Origin of the sequence: Mesobacillus jeotgali (assembly GCF_002874535.1) — a bacterium.
Lineage (GTDB): Bacteria > Bacillota > Bacilli > Bacillales > Cytobacillaceae > Mesobacillus > Mesobacillus jeotgali.
Genome location: NZ_CP025025.1, coordinates 1,451,914 through 1,474,240 on the forward strand (window position 1 = coordinate 1,451,914; position 22,327 = coordinate 1,474,240).

General features: G+C 44.6%; 22 protein-coding genes and 1 other annotated feature. All 22 genes read left to right on the forward strand.

Features of this window, described 5'->3' with window-relative positions:
* Nucleotide 1: 1 nt before the first annotated feature.
* The 22 genes from sigG (at nt 2) to pyrE (ending at nt 22,205) form a co-directional block, all read left to right on the forward strand.
* Nucleotides 2-781: an RNA polymerase sporulation sigma factor SigG gene (gene sigG / locus CD004_RS07115; RefSeq protein WP_023614979.1), complete on the forward strand. Its 780-nt coding sequence runs from the start codon at nt 2-4 to the stop codon at nt 779-781.
* A 174-nt stretch (nt 782-955) separates the two neighbouring features.
* Nucleotides 956-1,231, forward strand: coding sequence for a YlmC/YmxH family sporulation protein (locus tag CD004_RS07120; RefSeq protein WP_102262121.1), 276 nt, complete (start codon nt 956-958; stop codon nt 1,229-1,231).
* Between the two features lie 64 nt (nt 1,232-1,295).
* Entirely contained in the window at nt 1,296-2,129 is an 834-nt protein-coding gene (gene pgeF, locus CD004_RS07125; protein WP_324782681.1) for a peptidoglycan editing factor PgeF, read from the forward strand.
* On the forward strand, nt 2,129-2,815 hold the full coding sequence (locus CD004_RS07130) for a YggS family pyridoxal phosphate-dependent enzyme (RefSeq protein ID WP_102262123.1): 687 nt from the start codon (nt 2,129-2,131) through the stop codon (nt 2,813-2,815). The genes pgeF and CD004_RS07130 overlap by 1 nt, the downstream gene beginning before the upstream one ends.
* 1 nt (nt 2,816) lies before the next feature.
* Nucleotides 2,817-3,257 carry a cell division protein SepF gene (locus tag CD004_RS07135; protein ID WP_102262124.1) on the forward strand — a complete coding sequence of 147 codons (441 nt, stop codon included), beginning with the start codon at nt 2,817-2,819 and terminating at the stop codon, nt 3,255-3,257.
* Between the two features lie 5 nt (nt 3,258-3,262).
* A complete protein-coding gene (locus tag CD004_RS07140; protein WP_102262125.1) occupies nt 3,263-3,523 on the forward strand; it encodes a YggT family protein in 261 nt (86 codons plus the stop codon).
* 78 nt (nt 3,524-3,601) lie between these two features.
* Nucleotides 3,602-4,375, forward strand: coding sequence for a YlmH family RNA-binding protein (locus CD004_RS07145; protein ID WP_102262126.1), 774 nt, complete (start codon nt 3,602-3,604; stop codon nt 4,373-4,375).
* Nucleotides 4,376-4,466: 91 nt separating this feature from the next.
* Nucleotides 4,467-4,988: a DivIVA domain-containing protein gene (locus CD004_RS07150; protein WP_102262127.1), complete on the forward strand. Its 522-nt coding sequence runs from the start codon at nt 4,467-4,469 to the stop codon at nt 4,986-4,988.
* Between the two features lie 49 nt (nt 4,989-5,037).
* Nucleotides 5,038-5,278 (forward strand) — a binding site (T-box leader).
* Between the two features lie 79 nt (nt 5,279-5,357).
* Nucleotides 5,358-8,117: an isoleucine--tRNA ligase gene (gene ileS, locus CD004_RS07155; RefSeq protein ID WP_102262128.1), complete on the forward strand. Its 2,760-nt coding sequence runs from the start codon at nt 5,358-5,360 to the stop codon at nt 8,115-8,117.
* Between the two features lie 153 nt (nt 8,118-8,270).
* Complete coding sequence (locus CD004_RS07160; protein WP_102262129.1) at nt 8,271-8,558, forward strand: TraR/DksA C4-type zinc finger protein; 288 nt, start codon at nt 8,271-8,273, stop codon at nt 8,556-8,558.
* 366 nt (nt 8,559-8,924) lie between these two features.
* Nucleotides 8,925-9,416 (forward strand): signal peptidase II, encoded by a 492-nt coding sequence (lspA, locus tag CD004_RS07165; protein ID WP_102262130.1) that lies wholly within the window; start codon nt 8,925-8,927, stop codon nt 9,414-9,416.
* A complete protein-coding gene (locus tag CD004_RS07170; protein WP_102262131.1) occupies nt 9,388-10,299 on the forward strand; it encodes an RluA family pseudouridine synthase in 912 nt (303 codons plus the stop codon). Before lspA ends, CD004_RS07170 begins: the two co-directional genes overlap by 29 nt.
* A gap of 205 nt (nt 10,300-10,504) precedes the next feature.
* Complete coding sequence (gene pyrR / locus CD004_RS07175) at nt 10,505-11,047, forward strand: bifunctional pyr operon transcriptional regulator/uracil phosphoribosyltransferase PyrR (RefSeq protein ID WP_102262132.1); 543 nt, start codon at nt 10,505-10,507, stop codon at nt 11,045-11,047.
* A 145-nt stretch (nt 11,048-11,192) separates the two neighbouring features.
* Entirely contained in the window at nt 11,193-12,506 is a 1,314-nt protein-coding gene (locus CD004_RS07180; RefSeq protein WP_102262133.1) for a solute carrier family 23 protein, read from the forward strand.
* Nucleotides 12,507-12,690: 184 nt separating this feature from the next.
* Nucleotides 12,691-13,635 carry an aspartate carbamoyltransferase catalytic subunit gene (locus CD004_RS07185; RefSeq protein ID WP_102262134.1) on the forward strand — a complete coding sequence of 315 codons (945 nt, stop codon included), beginning with the start codon at nt 12,691-12,693 and terminating at the stop codon, nt 13,633-13,635.
* The gene (locus tag CD004_RS07190; RefSeq protein ID WP_102262135.1) at nt 13,598-14,881 is read left to right on the forward strand and encodes a dihydroorotase; all 1,284 of its coding nucleotides are present in this window, start codon (nt 13,598-13,600) and stop codon (nt 14,879-14,881) included. The genes CD004_RS07185 and CD004_RS07190 overlap by 38 nt, the downstream gene beginning before the upstream one ends.
* A complete protein-coding gene (locus CD004_RS07195; protein WP_102262136.1) occupies nt 14,878-15,975 on the forward strand; it encodes a carbamoyl phosphate synthase small subunit in 1,098 nt (365 codons plus the stop codon). The genes CD004_RS07190 and CD004_RS07195 overlap by 4 nt, the downstream gene beginning before the upstream one ends.
* Nucleotides 15,962-19,174: a carbamoyl-phosphate synthase large subunit gene (carB, locus tag CD004_RS07200; RefSeq protein WP_102262137.1), complete on the forward strand. Its 3,213-nt coding sequence runs from the start codon at nt 15,962-15,964 to the stop codon at nt 19,172-19,174. The genes CD004_RS07195 and carB overlap by 14 nt, the downstream gene beginning before the upstream one ends.
* Nucleotides 19,174-19,944, forward strand: coding sequence for a dihydroorotate dehydrogenase electron transfer subunit (locus tag CD004_RS07205; protein ID WP_319004993.1), 771 nt, complete (start codon nt 19,174-19,176; stop codon nt 19,942-19,944). The genes carB and CD004_RS07205 overlap by 1 nt, the downstream gene beginning before the upstream one ends.
* Nucleotides 19,941-20,882, forward strand: coding sequence for a dihydroorotate dehydrogenase (locus CD004_RS07210; RefSeq protein WP_102262139.1), 942 nt, complete (start codon nt 19,941-19,943; stop codon nt 20,880-20,882). The genes CD004_RS07205 and CD004_RS07210 overlap by 4 nt, the downstream gene beginning before the upstream one ends.
* A complete protein-coding gene (gene pyrF, locus CD004_RS07215) occupies nt 20,854-21,570 on the forward strand; it encodes an orotidine-5'-phosphate decarboxylase (protein WP_102262140.1) in 717 nt (238 codons plus the stop codon). Before CD004_RS07210 ends, pyrF begins: the two co-directional genes overlap by 29 nt.
* Nucleotides 21,567-22,205, forward strand: coding sequence for an orotate phosphoribosyltransferase (gene pyrE / locus CD004_RS07220; RefSeq protein WP_102262141.1), 639 nt, complete (start codon nt 21,567-21,569; stop codon nt 22,203-22,205). Before pyrF ends, pyrE begins: the two co-directional genes overlap by 4 nt.
* Nucleotides 22,206-22,327: the final 122 nt, after the last annotated feature.

Below are 22,327 nucleotides of genomic sequence, written 5' to 3' on the forward strand. Positions count from 1 at the left end.
ATTGACACGAAACAAAGTTGAAATTTGCGGTGTTGATACATCAAAGCTTCCCGTTCTTAAAAACGAGGAAATGAGAAAACTTTTTAGAGAAATGCAAAGCGGTGACATCACAGCAAGAGAGAAACTTGTGAATGGGAACCTAAGGCTTGTTTTAAGTGTAATCCAGCGTTTTAACAACCGGGGCGAGTTTGTTGACGACCTATTTCAGGTCGGGTGTATAGGCCTTATGAAGTCCATTGATAATTTTGATCTCGGACAAAATGTTAAGTTTTCTACGTATGCTGTCCCGATGATCATCGGCGAAATTAGACGGTATTTAAGAGATAATAATCCAATCAGAGTCTCGCGCTCACTAAGGGATATAGCCTATAAAGCTCTTCAGGTCCGCGAAAGGCTGATGAGTGAGGCATCCAGGGAACCAACAGCCGAAGAAATCGCCAAGGTTCTAGAAGTACCTCACGAGGAAATTGTCTTCGCTCTTGACGCAATTCAGGATCCTGTATCCTTATTTGAACCGATTTATAATGATGGCGGAGATCCAATCTATGTGATGGACCAGCTAAGTGATGAACGGAACAAGGATACAAACTGGATTGAAGAAATCGCCCTTAAGGAAGGTATGAGACGCCTGAATGAGCGTGAAAAGTTAATCCTAAGGAAGAGATTCTTCCAGGGTAAGACACAGATGGAGGTAGCTGATGAAATCGGCATATCGCAAGCCCAAGTGTCCCGTCTTGAAAAAGCAGCCATCAAACAAATGAATAAGAATATCCAAAGCTAAGCTGCCTTTTGGGCAGCTTTTTTTATTTGAACTCAGTTAGTTGAGCCTCTATTCTCAAAGAGGACAACTCCGTAAAATTCAATATCCACTTAAGTAATTCATACATCTGTTTCCTTTTCATATATTTTATATAAGGGCTATATAACAGCCAATGTGAAATCCGGAGGGATCTGTATGGTTAAGGTGACAGAATTTCAAGTTAAGGATGTTGTGAATGTCTCGGATGGAAAAAGGCTTGGTAATATAGAGGATTTTGAAATCAATTTAAATACGGGTAAAATCGAAGCTGTTGTGATTGGGAGTTCAGGCAAGGTGCTGGGATTCTTCGGAAAGGAAGATGAGGTTGTGATTCCCTGGACAAATATCCTGAAAATAGGTGAAGATGTCATTTTAGTCCGGTATAAAGACAGCGGGGGATATCTGCAACAGAAAAATGACGATGGGGAGTAACATCGTAATACTGTTGTATTGCGGTTTGTATGTGATAAACTAGACAAAAACGTGTGAGGTTAAAATGATGGAACCATTCATCTTAGAAAGTCAGGAATATTTTAAAATTAAAGAGTGGATAGAGCGTTATCCTGGACTTGAAGTTGGGTTCACGACGAAGAATGGCGGTGTGAGCCAGCAGGATGCTTTTACAGGTTTGAACTTCGGCTTTCATGTAGGAGACGAGCAGAATGCTGTTTGCGAAAATCGTCTCCTGCTTGCCGATAAGATCTCATTTCCTCTATCAAGCTGGGTTGGAGCGGAACAAACCCACGATATCCGAATCGCCAAGATTGGAAAATTGGATCAAGGAAGAGGCTCTGTAACTTATGATTCTTCTTTTTCAGGAACGGATGGTTTTTTGACAGAGGAGCAAGGGATTCTGCTGACGCTTTGTTTTGCAGACTGTGTCCCGCTTTATTTTATTGAACCGGAGACGAGAATGATCGGAGTCGCTCATGCCGGCTGGAAGGGCACTGTTCACGGTATTGCAGCGGAGATGGTCAGCAAATTTCAGCAAAATGGCGCAAAAACAGAAAAAATTTCTGCCGTTATTGGCCCATCAATATGCAAAAAATGTTATATTGTTGATGAGAGAGTCGTCAATTTAGTGAAAAATATACTAGATGGTGTCGATATATTACCATATAATCAAGTTAGTGAAGGACAATTTTCTCTCGATTTAAAGGAATTGAACCGTCAGATCCTGTTAAGAGCAGGAGTGGAAGACGGGAATATACATGTAACCGATTATTGCACTAGCTGCCATAGTGAGCATTTCTATTCCCATAGACGGGATAAGGGGAATGCAGGCCGAATGATGGCTTATATCGGCTGGAAGGAGGATAGCCGTCCATAATGAAGGTCAGAGAAAATCTGGAGGTTATCCAGAGTCAGATTGCAGATGCCTGTAAAAAAACCGGGCGCATTCCAGAAGAGGTCAAAATTATTGCCGTCACTAAATATGTTTCACCAGAACGGGCCCAGGAAGCCATTGATGCAGGAGTCACCCATCTGGGTGAAAACCGGGATGAGGGACTGCTCCATAAAATTGGCCAATTAGAGGACAAGCCGGTCTGGCATTTTATCGGGACGCTGCAAACGAGAAAAGTGAAAAACATCATTGAACATGTTACATATATCCATTCATTGGACAGGCTTTCACTTGCAAAGGAAATCAATAAGCGGTCCGAATCAAAAGTGAGATGTCTCATCCAGGTCAACGCATCCGGTGAAGAGAGCAAGCATGGGTTAAGACCGGAGGATGTCATTGGTTTTGTACAAGAACTGAAGCAGTTTACGAATATTGAAGTAAGCGGACTAATGACGATGGCCCCTTTTACAGAGGATGAGCAAGTGATCAGGGATTGTTTCAGGACAATGAAAAGGCTGCAAGCAGATATACAATCGCTGAAGTTTGATTATGCACCATGTAATGAACTGTCGATGGGAATGTCAAATGATTTTCAAATAGCTGTTGAAGAAGGATCAACAATGGTGCGTATTGGCACTGCCTTGGTAGGCAATGAATCGGAGGTGCATTAATATGAGCTTAAAATCAAAAATTAAGACATTTTTTTTCCTGGAAGATGAATATGACTATAATGATGAGGAAATGCTCGAGGAAGAAGCTGAGCCTTTCAAGCCGAATAAACAGCCTGTTCAGCAAAAGCAGAATGTAGTAAGCCTGCAAAGTGTGCAAAAGTCTTCGAAGGTGATCCTGATGGAGCCAAGAATGTATGCGGAAGCACAGGAAATTGCAGACCATCTGAAAAATCGCCGGGCAGTCGTTGTGAACCTGCAGCGTATCGAACAGGACCAGGCAAGGCGTATCGTAGATTTCCTCAGCGGAACAGTTTATGCGATCAGCGGGGATATCCAGCGGATCGGCATGAATATCTTCTTATGTACCCCGGATAATGTGGAAGTCACAGGAAATATTTCTGAATTGATGCAGGAGCGGGATTACCAAGAGTCGAGGTGGTAGAGTAAATGGATTTAGTAATAGGCATAATAGCTCAATTAGTCAGTCTTTATCAATGGGCCCTGATTATTTATATTTTCATGTCATGGTTCCCGAATGCCAGAGAAACAACAATAGGACAATTTTTAGCACGTATTTGCGAACCTTTCCTGGAGCCTTTCCGACGGATTGTTCCTTCAATCGGCATGATTGATATTTCGCCAATCGTTGCCTTCCTTGTATTGCGTTTTGCTGTCAGCGGGTTGTATCAGCTGGCTGCATGGTTTTAATAAGGATAAATTCTTGTCTTGCAGGGTCTGAATCAGGCCCTGCTTATTTTCTATTAAAGGTATTAAAGGAGTACAAAAATGAGTATCTACCAGCACTTCCGACCTGAAGAACGGGAATTTATCGATCAGGTCATAAACTGGAAGGAATATGTTGAACAAAACTATGCTCCGAAATTGACTGATTTCCTGGATCCCAGGGAACAGCAGATTTTATCTACAGTGATCGGCAAGCATCCAGATGTTAAGTGGGAGCTATTTGGCGGTGCTCCAGGTACAGAGAGAAAACGGGCATTTCTTTACCCAGAGTATATGGAAGCAAAAGTAGAGGATTTCCAGATTAAGCTTTTTGGAATTGATTATGCAAAGAAATTTGTGAATATTGAACACCGTCAAGTTTTGGGCAGCTTGATGTCTCTCGGACTGAAGCGCGGAAAATTTGGAGATATCCTGATTGAGGGTGATGTGGTGCAATTTTTCGCAGCAGACGAAATCGCTGATTACATTCGGCTTCAACTGGAATCAATCGGCAGGGCATCGATTGGCTTGTCCGAGCTTCCACTTGAAAATGCAGTCATCTCTGCTGAAAATTGGAATGAAATGAACACTACAGTATCGTCCTTGCGGCTAGATACGGTCATATCAGCGCTATTCAATCTCTCAAGGCAAAAATCCCAGCTGCTCATCCAGCATGGCCAAGTAAAGGTTAATTGGACTGCGATCGAAAATACTGCTTTTGAATGCGGTGAAGGTGATGTCATTTCCGCACGTGGTTACGGCCGTGCGAAAATTATCACAATTGAAGGGAAAACAAAAAAAGATAAATATCGAGTTATTGCCGGGAGAAAAAAATAATTATATAGTAATAGAAGAAGGATTTTTAGTTTATTTGTCGAATCATTGCTTTAAGTACATAAAGGATTATAACTTAATGGGAGGTGGCGTCATGCCTTTAACGCCGTTAGATATACACAACAAAGAATTCAATAAGGGATTTCGCGGGTATGATGAAGATGAAGTAAATGAATTTCTTGACCAGGTGATCAAGGACTACGAACTAATTATCCGAGAGAAAAAAGAGCTAGAAGAAAAATTGAATGAAATGAATTCAAGGCTTGGCCATTTTACAAATATAGAAGAAACCTTGAATAAATCGATTGTGATCGCGCAGGAAGCAGGGGAAGAAGTCCGCCGCAACGCGCAAAAGGAAGCGAAGCTGATCGTCAAGGAAGCAGAAAAGAACGCTGACAGGATCATTAATGAATCTCTATCCAAGGCACGAAAAATCGCCCTTGAAATTGAAGAATTGAAGAAGCAGTCCAAAGTATTCAGAACAAGGTTCAAAATGCTGATCGAAGCGCAGCTTGATATGCTGAACACTGATGATTGGGATCATCTGCTTGAATATGAATTGGATTCAACAGAATTGAAGGCTGCTGCTAGAGAAGAAGAAGATTCACTGGCTTGACGCGGGGACGTTATTTCGCATATAATTTCATAACAAAGTGCAATACATGACAGAAACGATGACAGGGACAGTATGGCGTTCCAGTTGCTTGCTTTTCAGCGAAATGGGGAAGGTGGAAGCCCATTGCAAGCGGATTGCCAGAAAATCACCCGATAGTTCCGAGCTGAACATCCTTTGGGATCAGTAAGCACAGGCGTGACATTCGCGTTAAGAATGCTAAGAGGACAGGATGGTGAATCCTTGTCTATTTAGGGTGGTACCGCGGGAATATAAACCTTCTCGTCCCTTTTCAGGGATGAGGAGGTTTTTTTATTTTCAGAAATCGTATTCTTTCATGATTGCTACGGTAAAAATAGGAGGATCAATTTAATGGAGTACAAAGATACTTTGCTCATGCCGAAGACCGAGTTTCCAATGCGCGGAAACCTTCCGAACAGGGAACCTGAAATCCAGGCAAAATGGGAAGAAATGAATGTTTACGAAAAGGTTCAAAAGCACACAGAAGGACGTCCGCTGTTCATCCTGCATGACGGACCTCCATACGCTAATGGAGACATCCATATGGGCCACGCACTTAATAAAATCCTCAAAGATTTTATCGTCCGTTATAAATCAATGAGCGGTTTTTGCTCGCCATATGTACCTGGCTGGGACACTCACGGTTTGCCAATCGAGCAGGCATTGACTAACAAGGGTGTAAAACGAAAGGAAATGACTGTAGCTGAGTTCAGGAAGCTTTGTGAAGAGTATGCATACGAGCAAATCAATAACCAGCGTGAACAGTTCAAACGTCTTGGTGTTCGCGGAGACTGGGAAAACCCTTATATCACATTGAAGCCTGAATATGAAGCACAGCAAATCAAAGTATTCGGGGATATGGCCAAAAAGGGATACATCTACAAAGGGAAAAAACCTGTTTATTGGTCTCCATCAAGTGAGTCTGCACTTGCAGAAGCAGAAATCGAATATCAGGATAAGCGTTCTGCATCCATCTATGTTGGTTTCCCTGTAAAAGACGGCAAAGGTGTTCTTGACCAGGATGTCGAAATTGTCATCTGGACGACAACACCATGGACGATTCCTGCAAACCTTGGAATCTCCGTTCACCCAGAATTGACGTACGTTGTTGTAGAAGCTGATGGAAGGAAATTCCTTGTTGCTGAAGAACTTCTAGAAGCAGTTACGAATGAAATCGGCTGGGAAAATACTTCCACAGTTAAAAAACTTGCAGGTAAAGAGCTTGAAGGTGTTCTTGCAAAGCACCCATTATACGATCGCACTTCGCTAGTCATGCTTGGCGAGCACGTAACGACTGATGCTGGTACAGGATGTGTCCACACTGCCCCAGGACACGGGGAAGATGACTTCCATGTTGGCCAGAAGTATGGACTTGAAGTTTTATGCCCTGTAGATGATAAGGGTGTTATGACAGCTGAGGCAGAAGGCTTTGAAGGTTTATTCTATGATCAGGCGAACAAGCCAATCACAGAAAAGCTTGAAGAAGCTGGTGCTTTACTGAAGCTAAGCTTCATCACACATTCATACCCGCATGACTGGAGAACGAAAAAACCTGTTATCTTCCGTGCTACAGCACAATGGTTTGCGTCTATCAAAGATTTCCGCGGCGAATTGTTAAAAGCTGTTGAAGAAACAAAATGGGTACCAGCATGGGGCGAAACAAGACTATTCAATATGGTCCGTGATCGCGGTGACTGGTGTATCTCCCGTCAGCGTGCATGGGGCGTTCCAATCCCGGTATTCTATGCTGAAAATGGCCAGGAAATCATCACGGATGAAACAATCGACCATGTCTCAAACCTTTTCCGTGAGCATGGTTCTAATATCTGGTTTGAAAAAGAAGCCAATGAATTGCTTCCAGAAGGCTTTAGCCACCCTGGAAGCCCTAATGGCAAGTTTACGAAAGAAACGGACATCATGGATGTTTGGTTCGATTCTGGTTCATCACACCAGGCAGTACTTGTAGAGCGCGATGATCTTCAGCGCCCGGCAGACCTTTATCTTGAAGGATCTGACCAATACCGCGGCTGGTTCAACTCATCATTATCTACAGCAGTTGCAGTAACAGGCAAAGCACCTTACAAAGGAGTCCTTAGCCACGGTTTTGCACTTGATGGCGAAGGCCGCAAGATGAGCAAATCAATCGGTAACGTTGTCGTTCCTGCAAAGGTTATGAACCAGTTGGGTGCCGATATCCTGCGACTCTGGGTGGCATCCGTCGATTATCAATCCGATGTACGTGTTTCTGACGCGATTCTGAAGCAGGTTGCTGAAGTGTACCGAAAAATCCGTAACACATTCAGATTCTTGCTCGGCAACCTTTCTGATTTCAACCCTGCAACTGATGCAGTGCCATTCGATCAGCTGCGCGAAGTTGACCAGTTCATGCTCGTGAAGTTGAACAAGTTGATCAAATATGTGCGCAATGCATATGACAATTATGAATTTGCAGGCGTCTACCATGCGGTCAATAATTTCTGTACTCTAGACCTAAGTGCATTCTATCTGGATTTTGCAAAGGATGTCCTGTATATCGAAGCTGCAGATAATTCTGAGCGACGAGCTATTCAGACGGTATTACACGAGAGTCTGCTTGCATTGGTGAAGCTGACAGCACCGATCCTTTCTCATACAGCGGATGAGGTTTGGGGATTCATCCCTTCAGCTGACGAAGACAGCGTCCAGCTGACAGATATGCCTGAACCGAAGGAAATCGCAAATGCAGAAGCACTTGAAAACAAGTGGAATGCATTCATGAAGCTTCGTGACGATGTCCTAAAGGCTCTTGAAGAAGCAAGGAACGACAAGGTCATCGGTAAATCGCTGACTGCGAAGGTTTCATTATACGTAAACGACAGCACTAAAGAGCTTCTGGATTCAATCTCTGAAAACTTAAGCCAGCTGTTCATTGTTTCAGGGTTCGAAGTGGCAGGAAGCTACGACCAGGCTCCTGACAACGCGATGAAGCTTGAAAATACAGCGATTGTTGTTACAAAAGCTGAAGGCGAAACATGTGAGAGATGCTGGGTTGTGACTCCAGAAGTTGGCAAAGTTGAAGAGCACCTAACATTATGTGAACGCTGTGCAACTGTTGTAAAAGAAAATTACTAAATAATTTTTGAACTCCGGGTTTTGGCCCGGAGTTTTTTTATGTTGCCAATTATCATCCTGCTTGGGAAATCCTGCAGTACATGTAAAAAGTTTAGCTGAGTCAGCATCATGACTATGGAAATAATAGCTGTAAACAGGAACGGGGGCAGATATATGGAAGGTAATCTTGATTACATTTACAGTGAGCTCCGCGAAACGAGAACAGAATTGTTAGCGTACCTGAATCATGGCCAGAAAGATGAGAGGATTTTGCAATACATTGTTGATGAATTGAACGACATAGAAACTGCGTTGGAGAAAATGGAATTTGGCGAGTATGGCAAGTGCGAGATATCTGGAGAATATTTACCCTACGAGTTTTTGCAGACCATACCTACAGCCAGATCAGCGAATGAATTGGAGCAACTCGAACAATACTGGCGCAAGCCCATCTACTCGTGACTATTTGTATTGAGAATTGATTTTCAACTTATAGTGAACTGGAAAAAATCATTGATAATTTCCAAGTCGCCAATAAAATTCGGTTTTCGCCAATAAACTGCTCATTATCGCCAATAAAATGAAATTATCGCCAATAAAAATTCTAAATCGCCAATAAAAATAAAAAATCGCCAATAAACCAATTGTTCAGTGCAAACTTTGTTAAAACTCTGGTCCAAGACCGGTAATTTCGTTTGAATTTCTCTTTTATTAGTTGTTTTACCACCTTATGAAATCAATAACATAACTAAAATTTATAATATCTGTCGTTTTAATCTGTTATGTGCTAAAATTCAAAGGTAATGAATTGATGTGGAGGTTACCTTTGTGTTTTATTACATAATTGCACTGTTTGTTATTTTGCTTGACCAGGTTACTAAATGGTTTATTGTCAAAAACATGGAGCTTGGAGACAGCATAAAGGTCATAGAGAATTTCTTGTATATTACTTCGCACCGTAACCGTGGTGCTGCATGGGGAATCCTGCAGGGACAAATGTGGTTCTTCTATGTCATTACCATTATCGTGGTAATTGGCCTTGTCGTCTATATTCAAAAAGCAGCTAAAGGCAAACTTCTGCTGGGTGTTTCGCTTGGTTTCATGCTGGGCGGGGCGATTGGGAATTTTATCGACAGGGTATACCGAAAGGAAGTTGTTGATTTCATCAACACCTATATTTTTGGATACGATTTCCCTATCTTCAATATCGCGGATTCTGCGCTGGTGATCGGTGTGGGTTTACTGATGATTGACATGATCAGGGAAGAGAGAGAGGCGAAAAGAAAAGCTTATGGAGAAAATGGAACACATCATCAGTGAGGACCAGGCTGGTGACAGAATAGATAAAGTAGTTTCGACACTTGATGCAGAATGGTCGAGGAGCCAGGTGCAGCAATGGATCAAGGATGGCAGCGTTCTTGTCAATGGAGCTCAAGTCAAAACAAATTATAAATGCAGCTTGAATGACACGCTGGAAATCACCATTCCGGAGCCAGAAGTGCTAGATGTAATTGCTGAGGAAATGGACCTTGAGATTCATTATGAGGACGCAGATGTTCTTGTTGTGAACAAACCGAAGGGAATGGTCGTCCATCCAGCGCCTGGACATATGACTGGAACGCTTGTTAACGGGCTGATGGCGCATTGCAAGGATTTATCAGGCATTAATGGCGTTCTCCGCCCGGGTATCGTCCATAGGATTGATAAGGATACTTCTGGACTTTTGATGGTTGCCAAAAATGATTTGGCACACGAAAGCCTGGTAAACCAGCTTGTAGCTAAAAGTGTTACTCGCAAATACAAGGCTCTCGTCCACGGAAATATCCAGCATGATCATGGTACAATCGATGCTCCGCTTGGGCGCGATCAAAGAGATCGCCAGAGCATGACAGTGGTCGATAATGGCAAACATGCTGTCACGCATTTTAATGTTCTTGAACGGTTTAAGGATTTTACGTTTGTTGAGTGTCAGCTTGAAACGGGCAGGACGCATCAAATCCGTGTTCATATGAAATACATCGGCTATCCGCTGGCTGGAGACCCGAAATATGGCCCGAAAAAGACGCTCGATCTTGGCGGACAGGCATTGCATGCTGGACTGCTTGGTTTCGATCATCCAAGGACAGGGGAGTACCTAGAGTTTGAAGCTCCGCTGCCTGAATATTTCGTTGAGCTTTTAACCGATCTTAGAGAAAATCGTTGACAAAGTTCAACATCTATTTTAAGATGACTATAGTTTAATAAGTCCTTTAAAGACAGTCCCGTGAGGCTGAGAAGGAAACGGATTTGCGACAGGCATACGATGTGTGCTCTGCAGCATATGACACCACACGTTTACCCTCTTGCCTAAACAGACAAGAGGGTTTTTTAGTTTCCGTTTTCCATAGACAGAGAAGGAGTGAAAACAAATGGCTGAAAAAGCGGTTGTGCTCGACAACCAGGGAATCCGCAGGGCACTTACGAGGATTGCCCATGAAATCATTGAAAGAAACAAGGGTATCGAAGACAGCGTGCTTGTCGGAATACGCACCAGAGGGATTTATATCGCCAAAAGACTGGCGGAAAGAATCCGTGAGATTGAAGGAGCAGATATCCCGGTAGGTGAGCTCGATATCACACTGTATCGCGATGACTTGACGAAGAAGACCGATGACCAGGAGCCTGAGGTAAAAGGATCGGATATCCCGGTCGATATCTCGAATAAAAAGGTGATTCTGGTGGATGACGTTCTCTACACAGGCAGGACAGTCCGTGCAGCGATGGATGCATTGATTGACATCGGCCGGCCGGCGACCATCCAGCTTGCAGTGCTGGTCGACAGAGGACACAGGGAGCTGCCGATCAGGGCAGACTTTGTAGGAAAGAACATCCCGACATCAAGTTCGGAAAGAATCGTCGTCGAACTTCAAGAAGTTGATGAAGAAGAACGCGTAAGCATTTTTGAAAAATAAATAGTACCCTTTTAAATGCAGTCCAGAGAGGCTGAAAAGGGGGGAGCGCATAGCTGATGGCTTTGTGCGGGCTTTTTTACCCAAACCCTCTTTGCACCTTCTGGCAAAAAGGGTTTTTGTTTTTAAAACAGAGAGGGGAATTAATATGAACAAGCCAATCCTAGATATTAAAGATGTACCATCACCATTCCAATGGTTCACACTTAGCCTTCAGCACTTATTCGCCATGTTTGGCGCGACAATCCTTGTACCTTACCTGGTCGGCTTAAGCCCGGCAATCGCTTTGATTTCAAGCGGGCTTGGAACGATAGCCTTCCTGATCATCACTAAATTCCAGGTTCCGGCTTACCTGGGATCATCCTTCGCTTTCATCGCTCCAGTCATAGCTGCCAAAGCGGGCGGAGGACCTGGTGCCGCAATGATAGGAACATTCCTTGCGGGACTTGTTTATGGAGTTGTTGCTCTAATTATCAAGAAGGCAGGATACCGCTGGATCATGCGCTTGCTGCCACCGGTCGTAGTCGGTCCAGTCATCATTGTCATTGGACTCTCACTTGCAGGAACAGCGGTTAGCATGGCAATGAATGTCCCTGGAACTTCTGAGTACAGCTTGATTCATTTCTCTGCGGCATTAGTTACTCTTGCAGCGACAATCGTCTTCTCGATTTATGGAAAGGGAATGCTCAGCATGGTCCCAATCCTTGCCGGAATCATTGTGGGTTATCTTTACTCAATGGCAATAGGCATCGTAGACTTCAGTGGAGTAAAAGAAGCAGATATTTTCGAGATGCCAGACTTTATCTTCCCATTCGTTCATTACAATGTAAGTATCAGCTGGGAAATCGTCATGCTGATGGTCCCGGTAGCAATCGTTACATTGTCCGAGCATATCGGACACCAGCTTGTTCTGAGCAAGGTTGTCGGCAGAGACTACATTAAAGAGCCAGGTCTTCACCGCTCCATCCTCGGAGACGGAATGGCGACGATGATTTCAGGCTTGATCGGAGGACCGCCAAAGACGACTTACGGTGAAAACATTGGTGTACTTGCGATTACTAGAGTGTACAGCGTGTATGTACTGCTTGGTGCAGCCATCATTGCGACAGTATTCGGATTCATCGGGAAAATCACTGCGCTGATCAGCTCAATCCCAACACCTGTTATGGGCGGCGTCTCAATCCTGTTGTTCGGGATCATCGCTTCATCAGGTTTGAGAATGCTTGTCGACAGCAAAATCGACTTTGGCAACACACGTAACCTGGTCGTCTCATCAGTTATCCTTGTAATTGGGATTGGTGGAGCATTCATTAAGCTAAATGAAAACTTTGAAATACATGGCATGGCTTTAGCTGCCCTGATTGGTGTCATCCTTAACCTTGTCCTGCCTGGAAGGCCGGAAATTGAAGAAGATATGTTTGAAGTGGAAAATGAAAAAAAACTGAGCAAAAGAACGATGTAGCATAGTACCACCTTTTAATAGAGTCCAGAGAGGCTTAAAAGGGTGTTATGAGCGAACCGGCTTATTCAAGATGGACGCAAACCTGGCAATACCGGGTTTATGCCGGCAAGCTCATAATCAAGCACCCTGTTGAACAGAAAACAGGGTGCTTTTTTTCTTGCAAAAATAGTAGGGGGGATCAGCGATGAAATGGGATTTGCTGACAACATCACAGCTTAGTGCAAAGGAAATACAGGAAATCATCCTGTCTGCGAGTGAATTTGCCAATGGGAAGACCTGGAAGCCAAAAGAAAAGCTGTTCATCAGCAATTTATTTTACGAGCCAAGCACGAGGACGAAGTCGAGCTTCGAGATGGCGGAACGGAAGCTTGGACTTGAGGTGATCCCGTTTGAGGTCCAGACATCCAGTGTACTGAAAGGTGAGACATTGTACGACACCGTAAAAACACTCGAAGCAATCGGCACCAACGCAATCGTTATCAGGCATAGTGCAGACAGTTATTTTTCAGAACTCGAGAAAGGCATTTCGATTCCAATCATCAATGCCGGTGACGGAAAAGGGCATCATCCAACTCAATCATTGCTGGACCTGATGACAATCCAGCAAGAATTCGGAAGTTTTACCGGGCTTACAGTCACGATCATCGGTGATATCCTCCACAGCCGGGTCGCCAGGTCTAATGCAGATGCACTTTTGAGACTTGGAGCAAAAGTGATTTTTTCAGGACCTGAAGATTGGGTGGATCAAAATCAGCTTCCCGCTGGCAGCTGCTATATGTCAGTAGACGAGGCGGTCGAGTTGGCAGATGTAGTCATGCTCCTTCGTGTCCAGCATGAACGGCATGATGGCAAGCTCCTGTTTGATAAGAATGAGTACCACCGAAACTATGGTTTAACGCTTGAAAGAGAGAGGCTCATGAAAAAGGGAAGCATCATCCTCCATCCTGCACCGGTCAATCGCGGCGTCGAAATCGCAGATGAGCTAGTTGAAAGTCCAAGGTCACGTATTTTTAAGCAAATGGAGAATGGTGTGTACATTAGGATGGCAGTGTTAAAAAGAGCGCTTGAAAATAGAAATGGAGGAATGGAATATGTCGATGCTAATCAAAAATGGCAAACTAGTTACTGAAAACGGATTTGAATCAGTAGATATTTTAATAGAAAACGGAAAAATCACAGAAGTTGGCGCTCAAATCTCTGCAGATGCTGAGCAAATTATTGATGCTAAAAGTAAGCTGGTTGCCCCTGGATTGGTTGACCTGCATGTACACCTGCGCGAACCAGGCGGAGAGAAAAAAGAAACGATTGCAACAGGGACACTGGCTGCAGCGAGGGGCGGCTTCACAACAGTAGCCGCAATGCCGAACACAAGACCTGTTCCGGACTCAAAAGACCAGATGGAATGGCTTCAGAGAAAAATTGCGGAAACAGCTTCCGTAAGGGTTCTGCCATATGCATCAATTACTGTGCGCGAGCTTGGCCAGGAGCTTACTGATTTTGAAGGTATGAAAGAAGCAGGTGCATTCGCACTGACAGATGATGGTGTGGGTGTCCAGTCGGCCGGAATGATGCTTGAAGCAATGAAAAGGGCAGCACAGCTGGATATGGCAATCGTCGCTCATTGCGAAGACAATACATTGATCAATAAAGGTTCACTTCATCAGGGAAGAAAAGCTGCTGAACTGGGAATCAACGGAATCCCTTCAGTGTGTGAATCTGTACATATAGCAAGAGACATCCTGCTTGCAGAAGAGGCAGGCTGCCACTACCATGTCTGCCATATCAGCACGAAAGAATCTGTCAGGGCAGTCCGGGACGCAAAAAGATATGGCATTAAGGTCACAGCGGAAGTTACACCACATCACTTGTTATTAAATGAAGATGATATAACAGGAAATGATGCCAACTATAAAATGAATCCACCCCTAAGGAGCAAGGCAGACCACGAGGCATTGATCGAAGGGCTTTTGGACGGGACGATCGATTTTATCGCAACTGACCATGCACCGCATACAACTGAGGAAAAAGCTGAGGGTATTCAGCTTGCACCTTTTGGGATTGTCGGCCTTGAGACAGCATTCCCGCTCTTATATACACATATGGTCAAAACAAATATCATGACCTTAAAACAGTTGATTGAGTTTTTGACTGTCAAACCAGCAAAAGCATTCGGATTGCCTTATGGGGAGCTAAAAGCTGGCGCGGCAGCCGATGTCGTATTGATTGATCTTGATGAAGAAAAAGAAATCAATCCAGAGGAATTTTTATCAAAAGGAAAAAATACACCATTCGCAGGCTGGAGCTGTAAGGGATGGCCTGTAATGACGATTGCTGAAGGAAAAATTGTCTGGGAAAAGGGAGTTGTGACAACATGAAAAAACAGTTGATCTTGGAAGATGGCACGGTATTTGTTGGAGAAGGCTTTGGCAGTGAAACGACAACGATGGGGGAAGTTGTGTTCAACACAGGAATGACAGGCTACCAGGAAATCCTGTCTGATCCATCATACTGCGGACAAATTGTGACACTGACATATCCGCTAATCGGGAATTATGGAATCAACCGGGATGACTTTGAATCAATCAGCCCTGCTGTCCAGGGTCTCGTCGTGAAAGAAAATGCTGAATTTCCATCCAACTGGCGCTCAGAACTATCTTTGGATGCTTATCTTAAAATGAAAAACATTCCGGGGATCTCTGGAATCGATACTAGAAAGCTGACAAAAATCATTCGTAAGCATGGAACCTTGAAGGGTACAATTTGCGGGATCGATGAAAATCCCGAGGAAATTATTGCGACTCTAAAGAGCAAATCCCTGCCAAACAATCAGGTAATGCAAGTATCTACGAAAACAGCTTACCCAAGTCCAGGTCGCGGCTACAGGGTAGTCCTGGTGGATTTTGGCCTGAAGCATGGGATTTTGAGAGAGCTGAATGACAGGAACTGTGATGTCATTGTCGTTCCTTACAATACGACTGCCCAAGAAATTCTTAGCCTCAGTCCTGATGGGATTATGCTATCAAATGGACCTGGGGACCCGAAAGATGTTCCCGAAGCAATCGAAATGATCAAAGGCTTGCTGGGAAAGGTTCCTTTGTTCGGAATCTGTCTCGGCCACCAGTTGTTCGCACTTGCCTGCGGTGCAAATACAGAGAAAATGAAATTCGGACATCGCGGCTCAAACCACCCTGTTAAGGATCTGCGGACAGGAAAAGTAGCACTGACATCGCAAAACCATGGATATACAGTTACTGAAGACTCAGTCACAGGGACTGAGCTTGAGGTTACGCATATAGCATTGAATGATGGAACTGTCGAGGGACTTGCACATAAAACCGCTGCGGCATTTACTGTCCAGTATCACCCGGAAGCATCACCAGGACCGGAAGATGCGAACGGATTATTCAACCAATTCCTGGAGCTAGTTGAAGCAGAAAAAAAGGAGGCTGTCACAAATGCCAAAGCGTAAAGATGTTAACAGTATATTAGTAATTGGGTCAGGCCCGATCATTATCGGCCAGGCGGCAGAATTCGATTATGCAGGAACACAGGCTTGCATCGCTTTGCGTGAAGAAGGCTACAAGGTAATTCTAGTTAACTCGAATCCTGCTACAATCATGACTGACACGGAAATTGCGGATGTAGTGTACATTGAACCTCTTACTCTAGAGTTTGTGGCAAGGATTATCCGAAAGGAGCGTCCGGATGCCATCTTGCCAACACTGGGAGGCCAGACAGGCTTGAACCTGGCTGTTGAACTTGCAAAAGCAGGAGTATTGGAAGAATGCGAAGTCGAAATCCTTGGTACAAAGCTTGATGCAATCAATCAGGCAGAAGACAGGGAGCTATTCAGAAGCCTGATGAATGAGCTTGGCCAGCCCGTCCCTGACAGCGACATCATCCACAACCTTGATGAAGCCTACACTTTTGTGGAGAGAGTCGGATATCCAGTTATTGTCCGCCCTGCTTTTACAATGGGAGGTACTGGAGGCGGAATCTGCAGCAATGAAAAAGAATTGATTGAGATCGTGACTAGCGGCATTAAAAACAGCCCTGTAGGACAATGTTTGCTTGAAAAGAGCATTGCCGGATTCAAGGAAATTGAATATGAAGTGATGCGGGACAGCAATGATAACGCCATTGTAGTCTGCAATATGGAAAACTTCGATCCGGTTGGAGTCCATACAGGAGATTCCATCGTCGTGGCGCCAAGCCAGACGTTGAGTGACCGCGAATACCAGCTGCTGAGGAATGCAAGCTTGAAAATCATCAGGGCTCTTAAAATCGAAGGCGGCTGCAATGTCCAGCTCGCACTTGATCCTGACAGCTTTAACTACTATGTAATCGAAGTGAATCCGAGGGTTAGTCGATCGTCTGCCCTGGCATCGAAAGCGACGGGCTATCCTATTGCCAAGCTTGCAGCGAAAATTGCTGTTGGATTGACACTTGATGAAATGCTCAATCCTGTTACCGGTAAAACATATGCCTGCTTCGAGCCTGCGCTTGATTATGTTGTAACAAAAATCCCGCGCTGGCCTTTTGATAAGTTTGAATCAGCAAACCGTACGCTTGGAACACAAATGAAGGCAACCGGTGAAGTTATGGCAATAGGCCGTACTTTTGAAGAATCGCTGCTAAAAGCTATTCGTTCGCTTGAAGCTGATGTAATTCACCTTGCTTTGAACAATCAAAGCGAAATTAACGCTGAATTGCTTGAAAAAAGGATTCGTAAGGCTGGGGATGAGAGATTATTTTACCTTGCAGAAGCGATCCGAAGAGGTATTTCGATTGAAACCCTCCACGGCTGGAGCAAAATTGACTTATTCTTCCTTCATAAATTAGAGAGATTAATAGCTTTTGAGCAAGAGCTTGCTGAAAAGAAGTTTGACTTGGAAACAGCCAGATCAGCAAAGCGAAAAGGATTCTCCGATAAGGTAATCGCCAATCTGTGGAATGTGGAAGAAAAGGAAGTATACCAGTGGCGGCTTGAGAATAGCCTTATCCCTGTCTTTAAAATGGTCGATACTTGTGCCGCTGAGTTCGAATCAGAAACGCCATACTTCTATAGCACATATGAAGAAGAAAATGAATCAGTAGTGACAGAAAGAAAAAGCGTCATTGTACTGGGCTCGGGACCAATCAGGATCGGACAGGGGATCGAATTCGATTATGCAACCGTCCATTCAGTAAAAGCGATCAAAGAAGCGGGTTACGAAGCAATCATCGTCAATAACAATCCTGAAACGGTTTCAACTGATTTTAGCATCTCGGATAAATTGTACTTTGAACCGTTAACAATTGAGGATGTCATGAACATTATCAATCTAGAAAACCCAATTGGCGCTGTCGTCCAATTCGGCGGTCAAACTGCGATTAACCTGGCTTCAAAGCTTGTCGACAGGGGAGTGAAGATTCTCGGAACAAGCCTGGAAGACCTGGATCGTGCTGAGGACCGCGACAAGTTTGAACACGCACTATCTGATCTTAAAATCCCGCTGCCGAAGGGAAGCACGGCGAAATCAGTCAAAGAAGCAGCGTTGATCGCATCAGAAATCGGCTATCCAGTTCTTGTGCGTCCATCCTATGTACTTGGCGGAAGGGCAATGGAAATTGTCTATAAAGAAGAAGAACTTCTGCATTATATGAAAAATGCTGTGAAGGTCAATCCGGAATATCCGGTGCTGATCGACCGGTACCTGACTGGAAAAGAAGTGGAGGTCGATGCGATTTCCGATGGGCAAAATGTATTGATTCCAGGAATCATGGAGCATATTGAACGAGCAGGCGTCCACTCGGGTGATTCAATCGGTGTCTATCCGCCGCAAAGCCTCAGCGAGGATGTTAAACAAAAGCTGGTAAACTATACGATTGATCTGGCAAGAGGTTTGAACATTGTCGGTTTGCTAAATATTCAATACGTAATTGCTAATGAAGAAGTCTTTGTGCTTGAGGTGAACCCTCGCTCAAGCCGTACGGTACCATTCTTGAGCAAAATCACGAATGTTCCGATGGCAAAAATCGCAACAAAGGTCATCCTGGGACAGAGCCTGCAAGCGCAGGGATACGAAACCGGACTTGTACCAGAGCAAGAAGGCGTTTTTGTAAAAGTACCGGTGTTCTCTTTTGAAAAATTGCGCCGGGTGGACATTACTCTTGGACCAGAAATGAAGTCTACCGGGGAAGTTATGGGCAAAGATACAACACTGGAAAAAGCTTTGTATAAAGGCATGATTGCTGCTGGTATGAAAATAAAGGAATTCGGCACAGTCCTGCTCACAGTCGCAGATAAGGATAAAGAAGAAACATTGGCACTTGCTAAGAGATTCTCGAACATCGGCTATCAATTGATGGCAACAGAAGGTACATCCAAATATCTGGAAACTGCCGGCATAAAGGTTAAAACTGTTGGAAAGATCGGCTCTGAGGGCCCGAACTTGATAGATGTAATCAGAAAAGGTGAAGCACAGATGGTCATCAACACACTGACAAAAGGCAAGCAGCCTGAACGTGATGGATTCAGGATCCGCCGTGAATCTGTAGAAAATGGTGTGCCTTGCCTGACTTCACTGGATACTGCAAAGGCGATTTTAAGAGTCATTGAATCTATGACATTCTCAGCAGATGCCCTAAAGCCGATGGAATCAGTCAAAGAAGGTGTACTTTCATGATCAGGCAGGAAAACTGCAAGATAGTGAGCAACAGACAAATTGCAGAGAACATCTTTGAACTAGTACTGGAAGGTAAGCTTGCTGCTGAAATGAATCAGCCAGGACAATTTGTCCACGTGAAGGTAGCAGATGGATTCGATCCGCTGTTGCGCAGGCCGATCAGCATCGCTTCCATCAATGATGGATTGTTCACGATCATTTACCGGAGGCAGGGAAAAGGAACTTCCCTGCTTGCCGATAAATCCACTGGAATGACGGTCGATGTCCTTGGACCCTTAGGCAATGGCTTTCCCGTAGATGAAGCAAACCCAGGACAGACAGCTGTCCTGGTTGGCGGTGGCGTCGGTGTTCCACCGATGTATGAGCTGGCTAAGCAGCTGGCTCGAAAAGGAGTAAAAGTCATCAGCATTATCGGATTCCAGTCATCAAATGCTGTTTTTTACGAAAAAGAGCTGGCTGAATTCGGGGAAGTTTATGTGGCTACTGTGGATGGGTCTTACGGAAGAAAAGGATTTGTCACTGATATTATTAATGGGTTAGAGGTTCAGGCGGATATTGTCTTTGCCTGTGGCCCGACACCAATGTTGCGGGCAATCGAGAATGGACAATATGCACCGAAAACATATTTGTCGCTTGAGGAGCGGATGGGATGCGGAATTGGAGCTTGTTTTGCATGTGTCTGCCATACGCAAGAAGACCCAAAAGGTTTCACTTATAAAAAGGTCTGCAGCGATGGACCAGTTTTCCAAGCAGGGGAGGTTGTCATATGAGTTCACTATCAATCCAGTTGCCAGGGCTGAATTTGAAGAACCCTGTAATGCCGGCTTCAGGCTGCTTTGGTTTTGGGCGGGAGTTCAGCCAATTATATGATTTGAGCATGCTTGGGGCAATCATGGTAAAAGCGACGACTCCAGAACCGAGATTCGGAAATCCAACTCCAAGAGTTGCCGAGACGCCGGGCGGAATGTTGAATGCAATTGGCCTGCAAAACCCTGGACTTGAGAAGGTCTTCAATGAAGAGCTTCCATGGCTTGAGCAGTTTGATGTGCCAATCATTGCGAACATTGCTGGTTCAACGGAGGATGATTACGTAAAAGTAGCAGAACAATTATCCCATGCCCCAAATGTCCATGCACTTGAACTGAACATATCATGTCCCAATGTAAAAACAGGCGGGATCGCTTTCGGCACAGACCCCGACATGGCCAAGGCACTTACCCGGAAGGTAAAAAATGTGTCTGAAGTGCCTGTATATGTAAAGCTTTCTCCCAATGTATCTGACATTGTCAAGGTTGCCAGGGCAGTTGAGGATGGCGGTGCGGATGGGATAACAATGATCAACACTTTGCTTGGGATGAGAATTGACCTTATGACAGGGCAGCCGATCCTTGCGAACAAAACCGGCGGCTTATCAGGTCCTTCGGTGAAGCCAGTCGCCATCAGGATGATTTATGAAGTTAGCCAGCACGTTTCCATCCCGATCATCGGAATGGGGGGAATCCAGTCAGCAGAAGATGTCATCGAGTTTTTCCTTGCTGGTGCAAGTGCTGCTGCGGTCGGAACACAGAATTTTGTGGATCCATTTGTATGCCCTAAAATCATTGATGAATTGCCGGAATGGCTTGCCAAGCTTGGTGCAGACCACATTTCAGAATTAACGGGAAGGAGCTGGAAGAAGAATGAAAGACTCGCTTATTATCGCCCTTGATTTTCCTGGGAAAAGCCAGGTCATGGAATTCCTGAAGCCTTTTGAGCAGGAACAGCTATTCGTAAAGGTTGGAATGGAGCTTTTTTATGCCGAAGGGCCGTCAATAATTGAGGAGTTAAAAAAGCAGAATCATAAAATCTTCCTTGACCTGAAACTCCATGACATTCCTAATACGGTAAAAAGTGCGATGAAGGTGCTGGCTGGTTTAAACTGTGACCTTGTCAATGTTCATGCTGCTGGAGGTTTAGAAATGATGGCAGCAGCAATTGAAGGTCTTGATGCAGGTACTCCTTCAGGTCTCAAGCGTCCTGATTGCATAGCGGTCACCCAATTGACAAGTACATCAGAAATCCAGGTCAATTCTGAACAGCTCATCGGGGTATCGCTACAGGAGTCGGTATTAAATTACGCCGCACTAGCGAAAAAGTCCGGACTGAATGGGGTCGTCTGTTCCCCTTATGAAGCCAGGTTTATTCAAGGCCAATTGGGTACGGAATTCTTGACCGTCACACCGGGTATCCGCCCAGCAGCCAGCAGCCAACAGGACCAGAAGCGTACGGCAACTCCTGAGTTTGCAAGAGAACAAGGAATTTCGGCGATCGTCGTAGGCAGGCCGATTACCCGTGCTGCAAATCCGCTTGAAAGCTACCTTAAGATTAAAAATGAATGGAAGGGTGTTTACCAATGAAAAGAGAAATAGCTGAAGCATTGCTGGAAATCGAAGCCGTTAGCTTACAGCCTGACAATCCGTTTACATGGTCTTCGGGGATGAAGTCACCGATTTACTGCGATAATCGACTTACGCTGTCTTACCCTTCTATCCGCAGAAAAGTGGCTGAAGGGCTAAAACAATTGATTAATAAGCATTTTCCAGGAGCTGAGATGATCTCCGGAACAGCTACTGCTGGAATCCCGCATGCAGCATGGGTCAGCGAACTGCTTGATTTACCGATGAGTTATGTCCGCTCGAAAGCGAAGGGACACGGAAAAGGGAATCAGATCGAAGGAAAGGTGACTGAAGGCCAGAAGGTCGTCGTTGTCGAGGATCTTATCTCAACTGGAGGCAGCGTCATTGAGGCGGTCGAGGCATTGCGAGAAGCAGGCTGCGAAGTCCTCGGGGTTGTATCGATTTTTACATATGGATTGGAAAAAGGCATTCAGCAGCTTAAGACAGCTAATGTCAACTCCTATTCTTTAACTGATTTTACTACACTGGCAACTATAGCTGAGGAAAAAGGATTAATCACCAATGAAAACCAGAAAAGTCTCGTTAAATGGCAGAAGAACCCCGTCGAATGGCTGGCTGTAAAAAGTGATACTTAAAGAAAATATAGTTTATCATTTGCGTATCCTTGTGAGAGGGTACGCTTTTTGCATAGGCAGAGAATAGAATATAAGATCTTATACAATTAGTACAGTCAACCAGTTGGCAAAGCAACCAATTA

Excerpts from the sequence above, each read along its gene's own strand:
- pyrE (WP_102262141.1), top strand. The coding sequence starts at position 21,567 with ATGAAAAGAGAAATAGCTGAAGCATTGCTGGAAATCGAAGCCGTTAGC.
- CD004_RS07130 (WP_102262123.1), top strand. The coding sequence starts at position 2,129 with ATGAAGGTCAGAGAAAATCTGGAGGTTATCCAGAGTCAGATTGCAGAT.
- CD004_RS07170 (WP_102262131.1), top strand. The coding sequence starts at position 9,388 with ATGGAGAAAATGGAACACATCATCAGTGAGGACCAGGCTGGTGACAGA.
- CD004_RS07160 (WP_102262129.1), top strand. The coding sequence starts at position 8,271 with ATGGAAGGTAATCTTGATTACATTTACAGTGAGCTCCGCGAAACGAGA.
- CD004_RS07150 (WP_102262127.1), top strand. The coding sequence starts at position 4,467 with ATGCCTTTAACGCCGTTAGATATACACAACAAAGAATTCAATAAGGGA.
- ileS (WP_102262128.1), top strand. The coding sequence starts at position 5,358 with ATGGAGTACAAAGATACTTTGCTCATGCCGAAGACCGAGTTTCCAATG.
- CD004_RS07120 (WP_102262121.1), top strand. The coding sequence starts at position 956 with ATGGTTAAGGTGACAGAATTTCAAGTTAAGGATGTTGTGAATGTCTCG.
- pyrR (WP_102262132.1), top strand. The coding sequence starts at position 10,505 with ATGGCTGAAAAAGCGGTTGTGCTCGACAACCAGGGAATCCGCAGGGCA.
- CD004_RS07140 (WP_102262125.1), top strand. The coding sequence starts at position 3,263 with ATGGATTTAGTAATAGGCATAATAGCTCAATTAGTCAGTCTTTATCAA.
- CD004_RS07210 (WP_102262139.1), top strand. The coding sequence starts at position 19,941 with ATGAGTTCACTATCAATCCAGTTGCCAGGGCTGAATTTGAAGAACCCT.
- CD004_RS07185 (WP_102262134.1), top strand. The coding sequence starts at position 12,691 with ATGAAATGGGATTTGCTGACAACATCACAGCTTAGTGCAAAGGAAATA.
- pyrF (WP_102262140.1), top strand. The coding sequence starts at position 20,854 with ATGAAAGACTCGCTTATTATCGCCCTTGATTTTCCTGGGAAAAGCCAG.
- CD004_RS07190 (WP_102262135.1), top strand. The coding sequence starts at position 13,598 with ATGTCGATGCTAATCAAAAATGGCAAACTAGTTACTGAAAACGGATTT.
- CD004_RS07135 (WP_102262124.1), top strand. The coding sequence starts at position 2,817 with ATGAGCTTAAAATCAAAAATTAAGACATTTTTTTTCCTGGAAGATGAA.
- CD004_RS07180 (WP_102262133.1), top strand. The coding sequence starts at position 11,193 with ATGAACAAGCCAATCCTAGATATTAAAGATGTACCATCACCATTCCAA.
- pgeF (WP_324782681.1), top strand. The coding sequence starts at position 1,296 with ATGATGGAACCATTCATCTTAGAAAGTCAGGAATATTTTAAAATTAAA.
- CD004_RS07145 (WP_102262126.1), top strand. The coding sequence starts at position 3,602 with ATGAGTATCTACCAGCACTTCCGACCTGAAGAACGGGAATTTATCGAT.
- CD004_RS07195 (WP_102262136.1), top strand. The coding sequence starts at position 14,878 with ATGAAAAAACAGTTGATCTTGGAAGATGGCACGGTATTTGTTGGAGAA.
- carB (WP_102262137.1), top strand. The coding sequence starts at position 15,962 with ATGCCAAAGCGTAAAGATGTTAACAGTATATTAGTAATTGGGTCAGGC.